Origin of the sequence: Tistrella sp. (genome assembly GCF_002684955.1) — a bacterium.
GTDB classification, from domain to species: domain Bacteria; phylum Pseudomonadota; class Alphaproteobacteria; order Tistrellales; family Tistrellaceae; genus Tistrella; species Tistrella mobilis.
The window spans coordinates 262312-275701 of the sequence record NZ_NYWI01000086.1 but is presented as its reverse complement, the minus strand read 5'-3'; the positions used below and the strand labels follow the sequence as shown (position 1 = coordinate 275701).

Genomic DNA, 13390 nt, shown 5'->3' with positions numbered 1-13390 from the left:
ATCCATGCATCACCCGCCGGCCGATGACGGCGGGGAAGGGGGCTTTATGCGCAGACTCTGGCGAACCGCGGCCCTGGTGGCCGGCGGCGTGGTGGCGGCCGTGCTGATCGCGGTGCTGATCGGCAGCTGGCGGACCGGGGCGGAGATTGCCGCCCATGTCGACCGGGTGCGGGTGGCGGCCCGGGCCGCCATGCCGCCGGATCCCGATGCCGCGGCGCTTGCGGCCCTGCCGGCCCCCGTCCGGGCCTATTTCCGCTTCACCTTCCCCGACGGCCCGCCCGCCGGCATGCGGCTGGTGGAGATGGAGATGGCGGGCGATTTCCGCCGGCCGCGTACCGAAGGCTTTGCCCCCACCACCGCCAGCCAGACCGTGGCGGTATGGGTGCCGGCGCTCGCCTTCGCCGCCCGCACGCCGATCCTGCCCGGCATTCACGCCCGCGCCTGGGATGCTTTCGCCGACGGCCGGATGGAGATGAAGGCCCGGATCCTGGGCCTCGTCACCGTGGTCGACGAGACCGGCTCCCCCGAACTCGACCGGATCTCGCTCAGGCGCTGGCTGCTGGAAAGCCCGCTCTAACCCATGGCCCTGCTGCCCGGCGGGCCGGTCGTCTGGCAGCCGATCGACGACAGCCACGCCCGGGCGGTGGTCATCCATGGCGGCCTGACGGCCGCGCTCGTCGCCACCTTCCGGCCCGATGGCAGCCTCGCCAGCTTCGCGGCCGAAGAGGATGGCGACCTCACCACCCCCTATCACGGCTCGGGCGAGCATGTGACCCGCGAAGGCTATCGGCGGGTCGGGGAGGTCATGCTGCCGATGGCCTTCACCATCTCGCGCGCCGCGGGCGGCCGCATCCTGCCCTTCTGGCGCGGCCGGGTGACGCAGATCGCCTTCCGGGACTAGATCCCGCGCTTCAGGAACCGCCGCATCGCCGCCCGGGCCGCCTCGGTGCGGGCCAGTTCCGCCACATGGCGCATCTCGGCGGCATAGCCCTCGACCAGCGGCAGATCCTCCACCTCCGACAGGCAGGCGAGGGCATGGGCGACTGCCACCGGGTCCTTGGTGGCGATCTCGGCGGCGAGTGTCCGGGCCGCCGGCAGCAGCGCATCGGGTGCCAGCACCGGCTCGATCGCGCCGCGCCGCGCCAGCTCTGCGGCCGGCATCGGCCGGCCGGTCAGCAGCAGCCGGGCGACGGTCGCATGGCCCAGCAGGCGCATGGCGTGACGGGCGCCACCCAGCATGCCGACATCGATTTCGGGCAGGCCGATGGTTGCGGTTTCCGACGCCAGGATCACATCCGCGCAGATCGCGATGCCGAGCCCCGCGCCCAGCGCCGGGCCGTTGATCGCGGCGATCCAGGGCGTGCGCCGGCCGGTCAGCGCCTGGTAGAGCGCCACGCCCCGCGACGACGGGCCGGGGCGCTCCGCCTCGATCGCATCCAGCTCCTGGCCGAGATCGAGCCCGGCCGAGAAGCAGCGCTCGGCGCCGGTCAGCACCACCGCCCGGATGTCCGGATCGGCATCGACCTCGGCGACCAGCCCGATCAGCCGGTCGAGTTCCCCTGCACCCAGCGCATTGACCGGCGGCCGGTCGAGGGTGATGGTGGCGATCGGGCCGTCGCGGGTCAGGCGGATGGTGTCGGTCATCGGGCGTTCCTCCGGGTGCGTCTGTCGCGCAGTTGATGACCGGTCATTGGAGAGCATCCGCGCCCTGCCGGCAATCCCGTCCGGAGTGCAGCGCCATGACCCCTACCGTCCATGGGGCGGAATACGCCCAGCTCGTCGCCTTCGTCGCGGTGGCAGAACAGGCGGGCTTCAGCCGTGCCGCCGAGGCGCTGGGCGTGACCCCCTCGGCGCTCAGCCAGACGATCCGCGCGCTGGAAGAGCGGCTGGGCGTGCAGCTTCTGAACCGCACCACCCGCAGCGTTGCCACCACCCCTGCAGGGGCGGCGTTGCTGGAACGCCTGCGCCCGGCCATGGCCGAGATCGGCGACGCGGTCTCGGGCGCCGCCAGGGCGGGCGGGCGCATTGCCGGCACGGTGCGGGTGCATGCGGCGCGGGTCGCGGCCGAACGGCGGGTCCTGCCGATGCTGCCGGCCTTCCATGCCGCACATCCGGATGTCGTGATCGATCTGACGGCCGATGATGCGGTGGTCGATCCGGTCGCCGGCGGCTTCGACCTCGCCATCCGCCCGGGCGAGGTGGTGGAGAAGGACATGATCGCGGTCAGGCTGGGCGGCGAACACCGCCAGATGCCGGTGGCGACGCCCGGTTTCATCGCCCGCCATGGCCGGCCCGAAACGCCCGAGGCGCTGACGGATTTCGACTGCATCCGCTGGCGGTGGCGCGGGCGCAGCCTGCCTTATGACTGGGAATTCCATCGCGCCGACGGCTGGTTCGCGGTCTCGGTCGAAGGACCGCTGATCCTGGACGACCGGCGGCTGATGCTCGATGCCTGCCTCGCCGGCATCGGCATCGCCTTCCTGACCGACGAGGAGGCCGGGCCCTTCCTGGCCGATGGCCGGCTGGTCGCGATGCTGGAGCCCTGGTGCGCGCCCTATCCGGGCTTTTTCCTGTGCTATCCGCGCCAGCGCCGCATGCCGCCGGCCATGCGCGCCTTCATCGACGCCCTGCGCGCCGCCAGCGTGATTGTGTAGCCGGGCTTAAAAGTCCTGGTCATTTGCGCCGGATTATATCCGACCGTCTGCCATGTCATCTCTCTCCCAGGACCAACGGCCTTCGGGGCCAGCCTCGGGAGATGACAGACATGACCACCACCCCCATCGCCCCTGTCGAGGGCATCGCCGGCAAGGTCGTTCTGGTTACCGGCGCCAGCAGCGGCATCGGCGAGACCACCGCCCGGCTGCTGGCCGAAGCCGGCGCGATCGTGGTCGCCGGCGCCCGCCGGCTCGACCGTCTGCAGCGCCTGGCCGATCAGGTGACGGGTGCGGGCGGCACCATCCGCGTCCGCGCGCTCGACGTCACCGACCGCGACGACATGGCGGGGTTCGCCGCCGCCGCCCGCGAGGAATTCGGCCGGATCGACGTGATCGTGAACAATGCCGGCGTGATGCCGCTTTCGCCGCTCGCGTCGCTCCGGCTCGACGAATGGGACCGGATGATCGACGTGAACATCCGCGGCGTGCTCCACGGCATCGCCGCCGTGCTGCCGGTGATGACGGCGCAGGGCTTCGGCCAGGTGATCAACGTCTCGTCGATCGGCGGCCATGCGGTCAGCCCGACCGCTGCGGTCTATTGCGCCACCAAATATGCGGTGCGGGCGATATCCGACGGCCTCAGGCAGGAAACCGACCGGCTGCGGGTGACCGTGATCTCGCCCGGCGTGGTGACCTCGGAACTGGCGGAGACCATCACCGATGCCACCGCCCGCGACGCCATGACCGCCTTCCGGGCGGTGGCGATCCCGCCCGAGGCGATCGCCCGCGCGATCCGCTTCGCCATCACCCGGCCCGATGACGTCGACACCAGCGAGATCGTCATCCGCCCGACCGCCAGCCCGCATTGATGAGCCGGCCCGCATTGATCAGGAGAAGACCGATGCGCCGCCTTGCCGCCGCCGGCCTGCTGCTGCTGACCTCCACCGCCCTTGCAGGGGAGACGACATCCATGACCACCACGGATCCACACCCTTACATCGGCATGTGGGTGACCGAAGACGGCCGCATCCGTCACGAACTGCGCGCCGACGGCCGCTATGTCGAGGCGCGCGGCAGCCGCGAGGCGGCCTATCAGGGCCGCTACACGATCACCGGCGACCATATCGACTATGTCGACGATACCGGCTTCACGGCCGATGGCGATTTCATCGACGGCGTGCTCTACCACGCCGGCATGATCCTCTACCGTCGGCCGTGACGGGGTGGCATCTCAGATCCACCGCAATCTCCGGTACAGGACGAACTGCACCGCCACCAGCAGGCCCAGCGCCAGGCACAGCAGCAGGAAGGCGGCCGGGTCGTCGGCGCCGGGGATGCCGGCGACATTGACCCCCAGAAGCCCGGTGATGAAACCCAAAGGCAGCATCACCGACGACAGGATGGTCAGCAGATAGACCGTGCGGTCGGTGCGTTCGGCGATGCGCGCTTCCCATTCGCCCTGGGCGAGCAGGGTGCGTTCGCGGATGGCGTCCAGATCCTCGACCATCCGGGTCAGCTGGTCGGCGGTCTCGCGCAGTTCCAGCCGGTCGACATGGCCGAAGGGGGACGGGTCGAGCCCGGCCAGCCGCATCAGCGCTTCGCGCTGGGGCGCCATATAGCGGCGGAAGGCGATGGTCTCGCGCCTGAGTTCGGCAAGCGCGGCGCGCGCCTTGCGGATGCCCTCGCGCGGGCGGGCGTCGGCGGCACCGGCCAGCGCCTCGTCTTCCAGATCGTCGATCAGATCTTCCAGCCGGTCGACCTCGGGCCGGAGCCGGCCGACCAGCCGGTCGGCCAGATCGGCGATCACCCCGCCCGAATCCCGCGGGCCCCCGCTGCCGGCGGTCAGCGCCTCGGCCATTTCGCGGGTCGAGCGCAGCGGGTAGCGGCGGGTGGTGATGGTCATCCCCGCCACCGTCCAGGCGCGGACCGAAATCAGATCCGACGCCTCCATGCCCGGATTGACGTTCAGCCCGCGCAGATTGACCACCAGCCCGTCGGCGAACCGATCGGCCCGGGGCCGGGTCTCTTCGGCGAGCAGGGCTTCGGCCGCATGCGGCGGCACGCCGGCCAGATTGAGCCAGTCCTGCACGCCCGGATCCATCCGGTCGACATGCAGCCAGAGATCGGGGGCATCGACCGTCTGGCCGGCGCTGCGGTCGCGCAGCGCCGCCGCGGTCTGGGCGGGGGAGAGCGGCCGGCCGCCGCCCCTGCCATCCAGGGCAAAGGCGTGGACCAGGCCGCGGGTCGGAACGTCGCTATCGGTCGTGCTCATGGCGCCGATCCCAGCATGAAAGCCGGCTCAGCGCCAGCGCAGCAGGCGTTTCTCGACCAGGCCGAGCAGGAAGGCCACCACCAGGCCCAGGGCCGACAGCACCACCACGCCTGCGATCAGCAGGTCCAGCCGCATCAGATTGCCGGCATTCAGCACCAGCGCGCCCAGCCCGTATTCGGCGCCGATCATCTCGGCCGCCACCAGCAGGATGATGCCGATCGAGGCCGAGACCCGGAAGCCGGTCAGGATGGCGGGCAGGGCGCCCGGCAGCACGATGCGGGTGGCGATCCGCCAGGGCGACAGGCCGAAGCTCTGGCCCATGGAGATCAGGCTGCGCGGCACGCCGGCCACGCCGCCGGCGGTGTTGATCACGGTCGGGAAGAACACGCCGAAGGCGATGGTCGCAACCTTCGACGGCTCGCCGATGCCGAACCAGATGATGAACAGCGGCAGCAGCGCGATCTTGGGGATGGGGAACAGCGCCGTCACCAGCGGCAGGCCGGTGGCGCGGGCCAGCGAGAACAGCCCGACCATCAGCCCGACCGCCACGCCCAAGGCGGCCCCCAGCGCCCAGCCCAGGCCGAGACGCATCAGCGAGGCCGAAAGATGGCGCCAGAGATCGCCGGTCTCGATCAGCCGGGCAAGGGCGGCCAGCACCTCGCCCGGCGGCGGCAGGGTCAGCGCCCCGATCCAGCCCCGGGCCGATCCCAGCGCCCAAAGGCCGAAGAGCAGGGCGAAGAACAGGCCGGTGACCAGCGGCATCCGCCGCGGCGCGAAGCCGCCGCCGCGATAGGGCACCGGGCGGGGCGTGTCGTCGGCAGGCGGGGTCGGACGGGGCCGGTCAGCCATGCTGCACCTCGCGATCGGCGGTGGCGGCCTCGTCGCGGATCGACCGCCAGAGCCGGTCGGCCAGGGCGGCCATGCCGGCGCCGTCGGCCGCGCGGTCGTCGAGCGGCGTGTCGATCCGCACCACCTCGCGGATCCGCCCGGGCCGGCGGGAGAGCACCACCACCTCGTGGGCGAGGCGCACCGCCTCGGTCAGGTTGTGGGTGACGTAAAGCGCGCTGAACGGCGCCCGGCCGTGCAGGGCCACCAGATCCTCGATCAGCAGTTCGCGGGTCTGGGCATCCAGCGCCGAAAGGGGTTCATCCATCAGCAGTACGGCGGGCGAGACCGCCAGTGCCCGGGCGATGCCGACCCGCTGGCGCATGCCGCCCGACAGCTGGCGCGGCACGGCGCCGGCGAAATCGGCAAGCCCCGTGCGCGCCAGGGCATCGGCCACGCGTGCGCGGACCTCTGCTGCGCCGAGCCCGCGGCCTTCCAGCGGCAGGGCGACGTTTTTCGCCACCGTCCGCCAGGGCAGCAGGGCGAAATCCTGGAAGACATAGGTCAGCGGGTTCAGGCAGCCCTCGGGGGCGGCGCCCGCCGACAGCACCTCGCCCGATGTCGGCCGGATCAGCCCGCCGGCGATGCCGAGCAGGGTGGATTTGCCGCAGCCCGACGGGCCGACCACGGCGACGATGCGGCCCGCGCCGACCTCAAGGTCGACGGGGCCGAGGGCGTGCAGGCCGTCATAGGCATGAGAGACGGCCTTCAGGATCAGGCGCATCGTCGGGTCGTCACTTCGCCTGAACCGAGAAGCCGCCGGGCACGAAGCTGGTGTCGACGAAGCTTGCGGCCTCGACATCGGCATCGACCAGGTCGTGCTGCTTGTACCAGCGCAGCTGATCGGCGATGTCGGCGGCATCGAAACGGCCCGCGGGTTCGATATACATCGCACCCGCCTTCACGCCGGCGTCGTTCGGCTTTTCGGGATAGACATATTTGTTGATGATGTCGACCACCGGCTGGGTGTCGGGCCCATAGACCCGTTCGCCCTTGGCGTCGTTCTGGTTGAGGGTGGCGTTGTAGTCGGCCGCCGCCTTCACATAGGCGCGCACGAACCGCTCCACCATGTCGCGATGTTCGGTGACGTTGCGGGTGGAGGTGAACAGCCCGCCCAGCTGATAGGGGGCGATATCGGCCACCCGGCCGATCATCTTCGCGGCACCGGAATCGACCAGCCCCTTGGCGATATGCGGCACGATGATCATCGCGTCGACCTGGCCGGATTTCAGCGCCGCGATCATGTTCGGCACCGCCTGCAGCGGCTTCAGGTCGACCTTCGAGAGGTCGAAGCCGCGGGCCTCGGCGGTCCGGCCGATCATGTAGTGGAACGAGGATCCGGTCTGGGTCATCGCCAGGCTGTGGCCGGGGAAGTCGTCGACCGAGCGGAAGCCCTCGTCCCAGGCCTTGTTCGAGACCAGGATCGCCGATCCGTCCTGGCCGGCGATCTCGGCCGACTGGCCGGCGATGACCTTGAGCGCGCCCTTGCCCGCCAGGTTGTAGAAGCCGGCGGTGAAGGCGGTCACACCGAAATCGGCATCGCCCGACGCAATCGCCACCGCCACCGGCTGGGCGGCGCGGAAGATCTGGATGTCGACATCCAGCCCTTCGGCCTCGTAATAGCCGCGGTCCTTGGCGATGAACAGCGGCGAGGACGACACGAAGGCGAGGGCCGCGACCGTCACCTTGGTTTTTTCCGCCGCGACGGCGCCGCCGGGCAGGCCCGAGGCAAGGGCGGCGAGCGCCGCGCCGCAAAGGCCGATGGTCTTGAGCAGGCTGCGGCGGGAAGGCCGCGCCCCGGAACGGGTGCTGAGCATCTTCGGTCGTCTCCCGACGGTTTCTTCACACGTCATCGTCTTGTCGAAGCTACCGGTCTGGTGCCGGCATGGCGGGCAGTCTAGGCCCGGTATACCACCCGCGTCACCCCGGAAACGCCGATGCCCGCGGCCGGGGCGCGCGGGCATCGTTGCAGGGTGGTCGCCGGGAAACCTCCGGGTGAGCCCTCCCCCGGGCTCAGATCCTCAGGGGCGCAGCACCTTGCCCGGGTTCATGATCCCCTGCGGATCCAGCGCCTGCTTCAGCTGGCGCATCACCGAAATCGCCTCGCCATGTTCGGCGATCAGGAAGTCGCGCTTGCCCAGGCCCACGCCATGTTCACCCGTGCAGGTGCCGCCAAAGGCGAGCGCGCGCTCCACCAGCCGGTCGTTGAGGCGCTGGGCCTCTTTCAGATCGTCGGGGTTCTCGGGGTCGACCAGGAAGACCAGATGGAAGTTACCGTCGCCGACATGGCCCACCATCGGCGCCATCAGGGTGGAGCTTTCCAGATCCTTGCGGGTCTCCAGGATCGCATCGGCCAGCTGCGAGATCGGCACGCAGACATCGGTCGGCCAGCCCTTGGAGCCGGGCTTCAGCCTGAGCGAGGCGTAATAGGCATTGTGCCGCGCCTGCCAGAGGGCGTTGCGGTCTTCGGCCAGCGTCGCGAAGCGGAAATCGCCGCCGCCATGCTCGCCCGCGATCGCCTGGACCATCTCGGCCTGTTCGACCACACCCGCTTCGGTGCCGTGGAATTCGAAGAACAGGGTCGGCTGCACCGGGTTGTCGAGCTTGGAATAGGCGTTGACCGCCTTCACCGACAGCTCGTCGAGCAGTTCGACGCGGGCGACCGGAATGCCCATCTGGATGGTCTGGATCACCGTGCGCACGGCGCCTTCCAGGGTCTCGAACGGGCAGACCGCCGCCGAGATCGCCTCGGGCACGCCATAGAGCCGGAGCGTGACCTCGGTGATCACGCAAAGCGTGCCTTCCGAGCCCACGAACAGCCGGGTGAGATCATAGCCGGCCGAGGATTTGCGGGCGCGGCGCGCGGTCTTGACGATCCGCCCGTCGGGCATGACCACGGTCAGCGACAGCACGTTCTCGCGCATCGTGCCATAGCGCACCGCATTGGTGCCCGAGGCGCGGGTCGCGGCCATGCCGCCCAGCGACGCATCGGCGCCGGGGTCGATCGGGAAGAACAGCCCCGTGGTCTTCAGATGCTCGTTCAGCTGCTTGCGGGTGACGCCGGCCTGGACGGTGACGTCCAGATCGTCGGTCGATACCCGCAGGATCTGGTTCATCCGGCTGACATCGATGCACACCCCGCCGCGGGTGGCGGCAACGCCGCCTTCCAGCGAGGTGCCGGTGCCGAAGGGGATGATCGGCACGGCATGGGCGGCGCACAGCTTCACCACCTCGGCCACCTCTTCGGTGGTCTCGGGGAAGACCACCACATCGGGCGCCTCGACATCGTGATAGCTCTCGTCGCGGCCATGCTGTTCGCGCACCGCCTGGGCGGTGGAGACGCGGTCACCGAGAAGCTGCACGAGGGCCGCGACGAAATCGTCGTCGACGGCAGTGGCGACGGGCCGGGCAGGGGCGGACGGGGCGGGGGCGGCGAGGGCCATGGCACGGATCTCCGGAAAGATGTCGATCACCGGTATCGGGGCCTCCGCATCCGGTGTTTGATGCACAGATTGTCCCCGTCAGCCGCGAACGCCAACCCTTTTCGCGCCGGCCCCGGCGGTGTCGCGGCGTCGCAGCCGGCGCTTCGGCCTGTCCGCAGGCCGGGCGGCACGATATGTTGGTGCGGATGCCGTGTTATGGATCGGCCAGACGAGGCAAATGCTCCCGATGACCCGCCAGACCGACCGTTGCCCTCTTATCCGCCGCAGCCTGATCGTCTCGCTGCTGGCCCTCGCCGCCGTGGTCGGCGCCGATACCGGCCCCGCCCGTGCCGGTTGCAGCGATCCCGGCCGGCCAGGGGTGAACTGGGTCGGCTGCTTCTTCGACGGCCGGCCGATGCAGGGCATGTCGCTGACCGGCGGCCGGCTGCGCGATGCCTCATTCACCCGCGCCGACGTCACCGGCACCGATTTCTCGGGCGCGGATCTGCGCGGCGCGAAATTCGTCTCGGGCAAGGCCGAAGAGGCGATCTTCGCCGAGGCCGATCTGCAGAGCGCCGATTTCACCCGCTCCAAGGCCGCCCGGGCGGATTTCACCGGCGCCGATCTGCGCCGGGCCCGCTTCTACCGCGCCGATCTGCGCGGCGCCGATTTCACCGGTGCCAATCTGACCGGCGCCGATCTCTATGATGCCGATCTGGAAGGGGCCGTCTGGGTCGACGGCACCACGCGCTGCGCCGAAGGGAGTGTCGGGCAATGCCGCTGACGCTGCGTCGCCACCATCTGGCCGCCGTCGCGGCCGCCATTCTGCTTGCCGCCACCGCTGTGCCGGCGGCGGCCGGAACCGTTACCCTCCGCTTCGTCCAGACCAACGATATCGACCGGATGGACGAGAAGGACGGCCGCGGCGGCTTTGCCCGGGTCAAGGCGGTGCTCGACCGGGTGCGGCAGGAAGGCCCGGCCTTCTTCATCCATGCCGGCGACACCATCTCGCCCTCGCTGCTCTCCGGCCTCGATCAGGGGCGGCATATCATCGACATCCTGAACCACATGCCCCCCGATGTGATGGTGCCGGGCAATCACGAGTTCGATTTCGGCGCCGAGGTCTTCCGCGCCCGCATGGCCGAGGCCCGCTTCGACGTCGTCGCCTCCAACATCCACGAGCCCGACGGCAGCCAGCCGGCCCATACGCTGCCCGCCAAAATCGTCGAGCAGGACGGCATCCGCATCGGCTTCTACGGGCTCACCACCGAATCGACCCGGGTCGTGGCCAGGCGCAGCGCCATCACCTTCGGCGCCAGCCTGGATGCCGGCCGTGCCGCCGCCCGGCAGCTGCGCGAGGCCGGCGCCGATTTCGTGGTCGCCGTGGCCCATACGCCCCTCGACATCGACATGCGTCTGGTGCGCGACGGCGGCACCGATCTGATCCTCTCGGGCCATGACGAGCATCTGCTGGTCTTCCATGATGGCCGCGTCGCCCTCGCCGAAAGCGGATCGGAAGGCGATCATGTGGTCGTCACCCGCATCGACATCGAAAAGACCGCCGACCGCCTGAGCTGGCGCCCGCGATTCGAGATCGTCGACACGGGCGAGGTGGCGCCCGATCCCGACATCGCCGCCCTGGTCGCCCGATACGGGCAGAGCCTGGGGGCCGCGCTGGACGAGCCGGTGGCGACGCTGGCCACAGCCCTCGACAGCCGCCGGGCCACCGTGCGCGGGCGGGAGGCGGCGATCGGCAATCTGATCACCGATGCGATGCGTGCGGCGGTGGGGGCCGAGGTGGCGATGATCAATGGCGGCGGCATCCGCGCCGACCGGATCTACGCGCCCGGCACCCGCATCACCCGCCGCGACATGCTGTCGGAACTGCCCTTCGGCAACCGGACGCTCAAGCTGGAAGTGACCGGCGCCGAGCTGCACAAGGCGCTGGAAAACGGCCTCTCGGGCCTGGACGAGCTGGCCGGCCGCTTCCCGCAGGTATCGGGCATGACCCTGACCGTCGATCCCGCCCAGCCGCCCGGCGCCCGGCTTCAGGAGGTGATGATCGGCGGTGAGCAGCTCGACCCCGACCGGCTCTACCAGCTGGCCACCACCGATTACGTCGCCGGCGGTGGCGACGGCTATGGCGCCTTCGCCACCGCCCGTACCGTGATCGGCCTGTCGGATTCCCAGCTCACCGCCAATCAGGTGATCGACCACCTGGCCCGCAGCGGCGAGGCCGCGCCGGCGGTGGAGGGGCGAATCCGGTTCGTGGCGGAGCAGGTTCCTCGGGCAGATGCAGGGGAGTGACCGACAAGATGGTGACCGGCAAGATGTCGTCGCCTGCGATCTGACCGAAACGTCGGTTGTATGTGTCAGACGCCGGTCCGCCGGCGGTATCGACGGATAGTGTCCGACAGGCGATCCTCGAGCGGCTGCGGGTCGGTGAGCGCCCGAACAAAGGCTTCACTGTCACGCACCGAAAGATCAATGCGGCGCTCTTCGTCGGCACTGCTGTCGGGCATGGGTGTCTGAGAGTGCATGGTCAGGCGCTCCTTCTACCCTTGAGAGGGTAAGGCCGGCATCCTGACCCCGCAAGCCGATCAATACAGATCATTCCTCACCGCCCGCTCATACTCCGCATCCACCCGCCCGGCATCGGCGTCTGAGCCGCCGGTCATGGCGGCTTTCATCCGGCCGACCGAGGGCAGGGTGCCGCGGTCGATGCGGGCGTCGGGCTGCCAGAGGCGGGCGCGGTTGATGGCCTTGCCGCAGTGGAACAGCACCTCGTCGATCGCGACCACGATCGCGGTTTTGGGGGTTTTCGCCCCTTCCGTCAGCTGTGCCAGAAGCGTGGCCTCGCGAGAGATCCGGCCGCGGCCGTTGATGCGCAGGAAGACCTCCAGCCCCGGAAACAGGAACAGCATGGCCAGGCGGTCGTCCTCGACCAGGTTGCGCAGGGTCTCGATCCGGTTGTTGCCGGGCCAGTCGGCGAAAGCAACATGCTGCGGGTCGATCACCTTCACGAAACCCTCAGGGCCGCCGCGGGGTGAGGCGTCGAGGCCCTGCGCGCGCCCGCTGGCCAGGCAGAAGAACGTCGCCCGGGCAAGATAGTCCTGATGGAAGGGGATCAGATGGGGCATCACGCCCTTCTGGATCGCTTCCGACGGCGGATCATAGAGCTGGTCGAGATCGGTCGGGGTGATGTCGGACATGGGGTTTGCCTCCCGCATTCGGATGGATCCGTTCTACGCCATACGGCCTGGCGCTGCTAATCTATCGGCGCCAATCGATAGCAGGATGGCGCCATGTCCCATGCACCAGAGACGATCGGCCATGCCCTCGACGGCCCGGAGGTCGCAGCCTTCACGGTTGAGCTGAAGCGTGAATTCGACACAGAGGCCCATCGTCACCCCCGCGGCCAGATGATCGGCTGCAGCCGCGGGGTCGTCACCGTGCTGACCGATCAGGGCGCCTGGCTGGTGCCGGCCGGCCACGGCATCTGGCTGCCGCCCTGGCAGTTGCATGGCGGGCGAAGCTTCGGGCCGGGCGCCGGGTGGACCGCCTATATCCGCCCCGATCGCTGCGCGGAGCTTCCGTCCACCCCCCGCACGGTGCGCGTGCCGGCCCTGCTGCGCGAGGCGATCCTGCGGGCTGCAACCTGGCAGGACGGTCGGATGGATGCGGCGCGCGCGCGGATCACCGGGCTGATCCTGGACGAGATCAGGGGGCTTCCCGCCGAAGATTTCGGCCTGCCCATGCCGGTGGAGCCGCGCCTTCAGCGGATCGCACAGGCGATCCTGGAAGATCCGGCCGACGGCCGCAGCCTTGAGGGCTGGGCCGGCTGGGCGGGCCTCACCCCGCGCACGCTCAGCCGCCGGTTTCCGCGCGAAACCGGCCTCAGCTTCACCGACTGGCGCCATCGCGCCCGGATGATGCGCGCGCTGGAAATGCTCGCCGAGGGCGCCTCGGTCACCGCCATTGCCTTCGACCTCGGCTATGCCAGCGTCAGCGGCTTCATCGCCCGGTTCCGCCAGAGCTTCGGCGTGACGCCGGCGGCGCATCCGATTGTGGCCATGGCCGCAATCGGTACCGCCTCAGCCGACAACCCCCAGGCGCACGCCTTGCAGACGCACCGCCGAGGGTATAGGTAAGGCAGG

At 70.0% G+C, this 13390-nt stretch carries 14 protein-coding genes and 1 pseudogene; 7 read left to right on the top strand and 8 right to left on the bottom strand.

Translation table 11 applies throughout. From position 1 onward, the window contains the following. Positions 1-4 precede the first annotated feature (4 nt). A pseudogene (locus tag CMO28_RS29685) lies at positions 5-901 on the top strand (DUF6920 family protein). Here the strand turns inward: CMO28_RS29685 and CMO28_RS29405 are convergent. Continuing rightward, entirely contained in the window at positions 898-1644 is a 747-nt protein-coding gene (locus CMO28_RS29405; RefSeq protein WP_296721040.1) for an enoyl-CoA hydratase-related protein, read from the bottom strand. The pseudogene CMO28_RS29685 and the gene CMO28_RS29405 sit on opposite strands and share 4 nt — an antisense overlap. 95 nt (positions 1645-1739) lie before the next feature. Here CMO28_RS29405 and CMO28_RS29400 point away from each other — a divergent pair, with 95 nt between their 5' ends. From CMO28_RS29400 to CMO28_RS29390, 3 genes are all read left to right on the top strand, one after another. After that, positions 1740-2654: a LysR family transcriptional regulator gene (locus CMO28_RS29400; protein WP_296721037.1), complete on the top strand. Its 915-nt coding sequence runs from the start codon at positions 1740-1742 to the stop codon at positions 2652-2654. Between the two features lie 110 nt (positions 2655-2764). Further along, complete coding sequence (locus CMO28_RS29395) at positions 2765-3523, top strand: SDR family oxidoreductase (protein WP_296721034.1); 759 nt, start codon at positions 2765-2767, stop codon at positions 3521-3523. Positions 3524-3555: 32 nt separating this feature from the next. Further along, on the top strand, positions 3556-3873 hold the full coding sequence (locus tag CMO28_RS29390; RefSeq protein ID WP_062767573.1) for an Atu4866 domain-containing protein: 318 nt from the start codon (positions 3556-3558) through the stop codon (positions 3871-3873). 12 nt (positions 3874-3885) lie between these two features. On the opposite strand, the gene CMO28_RS29385 is transcribed toward CMO28_RS29390, so the two are convergent. The 5 genes from CMO28_RS29385 to CMO28_RS29365 form a co-directional block, all read right to left on the bottom strand. Beyond that, positions 3886-4926, bottom strand: coding sequence for a zinc transporter ZntB (locus CMO28_RS29385; RefSeq protein ID WP_296721031.1), 1041 nt, complete (start codon positions 4924-4926; stop codon positions 3886-3888). A 27-nt stretch (positions 4927-4953) separates the two neighbouring features. Continuing rightward, positions 4954-5775, bottom strand: a complete 822-nt coding sequence (locus CMO28_RS29380; RefSeq protein ID WP_296721028.1) for an ABC transporter permease — start codon at positions 5773-5775, stop codon at positions 4954-4956. Further along, positions 5768-6535, bottom strand: coding sequence for an ABC transporter ATP-binding protein (locus CMO28_RS29375; RefSeq protein WP_296721026.1), 768 nt, complete (start codon positions 6533-6535; stop codon positions 5768-5770). The genes CMO28_RS29380 and CMO28_RS29375 overlap by 8 nt, the downstream gene beginning before the upstream one ends. 10 nt (positions 6536-6545) lie before the next feature. Continuing rightward, on the bottom strand, positions 6546-7628 hold the full coding sequence (locus CMO28_RS29370; RefSeq protein WP_296721023.1) for an ABC transporter substrate-binding protein: 1083 nt from the start codon (positions 7626-7628) through the stop codon (positions 6546-6548). Between the two features lie 204 nt (positions 7629-7832). Further along, entirely contained in the window at positions 7833-9254 is a 1422-nt protein-coding gene (locus tag CMO28_RS29365; RefSeq protein WP_062767613.1) for an FAD-binding oxidoreductase, read from the bottom strand. A gap of 226 nt (positions 9255-9480) precedes the next feature. On the opposite strand from CMO28_RS29365, the gene CMO28_RS29360 reads away from it, so the two are divergent. Continuing rightward, positions 9481-10017 carry a pentapeptide repeat-containing protein gene (locus CMO28_RS29360; protein ID WP_296721019.1) on the top strand — a complete coding sequence of 179 codons (537 nt, stop codon included), beginning with the start codon at positions 9481-9483 and terminating at the stop codon, positions 10015-10017. Further along, positions 10008-11540: a bifunctional metallophosphatase/5'-nucleotidase gene (locus tag CMO28_RS29355; RefSeq protein ID WP_296721016.1), complete on the top strand. Its 1533-nt coding sequence runs from the start codon at positions 10008-10010 to the stop codon at positions 11538-11540. The genes CMO28_RS29360 and CMO28_RS29355 overlap by 10 nt, the downstream gene beginning before the upstream one ends. 65 nt (positions 11541-11605) lie before the next feature. Here the strand turns inward: CMO28_RS29355 and CMO28_RS29350 are convergent, their stop codons facing one another. Together CMO28_RS29350 and CMO28_RS29345 are read right to left on the bottom strand one after the other, a co-directional pair. Continuing rightward, positions 11606-11755, bottom strand: coding sequence for a hypothetical protein (locus CMO28_RS29350; protein WP_296721013.1), 150 nt, complete (start codon positions 11753-11755; stop codon positions 11606-11608). 78 nt (positions 11756-11833) lie between these two features. Continuing rightward, positions 11834-12445: an MSMEG_1061 family FMN-dependent PPOX-type flavoprotein gene (locus CMO28_RS29345; RefSeq protein WP_062767589.1), complete on the bottom strand. Its 612-nt coding sequence runs from the start codon at positions 12443-12445 to the stop codon at positions 11834-11836. Between the two features lie 93 nt (positions 12446-12538). On the opposite strand from CMO28_RS29345, the gene CMO28_RS29340 reads away from it, so the two are divergent. Beyond that, positions 12539-13384, top strand: a complete 846-nt coding sequence (locus tag CMO28_RS29340) for an AraC family transcriptional regulator (RefSeq protein ID WP_296721009.1) — start codon at positions 12539-12541, stop codon at positions 13382-13384. The last annotated feature ends 6 nt before the right edge of the window (positions 13385-13390 follow it).

What these genes read in the sequence shown, in the direction of transcription:
- CMO28_RS29390 (WP_062767573.1), top strand. Translation starts at nt 3,556, where the DNA reads ATGCGCCGCCTTGCCGCCGCCGGCCTGCTGCTGCTGACCTCCACCGCC.
- CMO28_RS29340 (WP_296721009.1), top strand. Translation starts at nt 12,539, where the DNA reads ATGTCCCATGCACCAGAGACGATCGGCCATGCCCTCGACGGCCCGGAG.
- CMO28_RS29355 (WP_296721016.1), top strand. Translation starts at nt 10,008, where the DNA reads ATGCCGCTGACGCTGCGTCGCCACCATCTGGCCGCCGTCGCGGCCGCC.
- CMO28_RS29360 (WP_296721019.1), top strand. Translation starts at nt 9,481, where the DNA reads ATGACCCGCCAGACCGACCGTTGCCCTCTTATCCGCCGCAGCCTGATC.
- CMO28_RS29345 (WP_062767589.1), bottom strand. Translation starts at nt 12,445, where the DNA reads ATGTCCGACATCACCCCGACCGATCTCGACCAGCTCTATGATCCGCCG.
- CMO28_RS29380 (WP_296721028.1), bottom strand. Translation starts at nt 5,775, where the DNA reads ATGGCTGACCGGCCCCGTCCGACCCCGCCTGCCGACGACACGCCCCGC.
- CMO28_RS29370 (WP_296721023.1), bottom strand. Translation starts at nt 7,628, where the DNA reads ATGCTCAGCACCCGTTCCGGGGCGCGGCCTTCCCGCCGCAGCCTGCTC.
- CMO28_RS29365 (WP_062767613.1), bottom strand. Translation starts at nt 9,254, where the DNA reads ATGGCCCTCGCCGCCCCCGCCCCGTCCGCCCCTGCCCGGCCCGTCGCC.
- CMO28_RS29395 (WP_296721034.1), top strand. Translation starts at nt 2,765, where the DNA reads ATGACCACCACCCCCATCGCCCCTGTCGAGGGCATCGCCGGCAAGGTC.
- CMO28_RS29350 (WP_296721013.1), bottom strand. Translation starts at nt 11,755, where the DNA reads ATGCCCGACAGCAGTGCCGACGAAGAGCGCCGCATTGATCTTTCGGTG.
- CMO28_RS29385 (WP_296721031.1), bottom strand. Translation starts at nt 4,926, where the DNA reads ATGAGCACGACCGATAGCGACGTTCCGACCCGCGGCCTGGTCCACGCC.
- CMO28_RS29405 (WP_296721040.1), bottom strand. Translation starts at nt 1,644, where the DNA reads ATGACCGACACCATCCGCCTGACCCGCGACGGCCCGATCGCCACCATC.
- CMO28_RS29400 (WP_296721037.1), top strand. Translation starts at nt 1,740, where the DNA reads ATGACCCCTACCGTCCATGGGGCGGAATACGCCCAGCTCGTCGCCTTC.
- CMO28_RS29375 (WP_296721026.1), bottom strand. Translation starts at nt 6,535, where the DNA reads ATGCGCCTGATCCTGAAGGCCGTCTCTCATGCCTATGACGGCCTGCAC.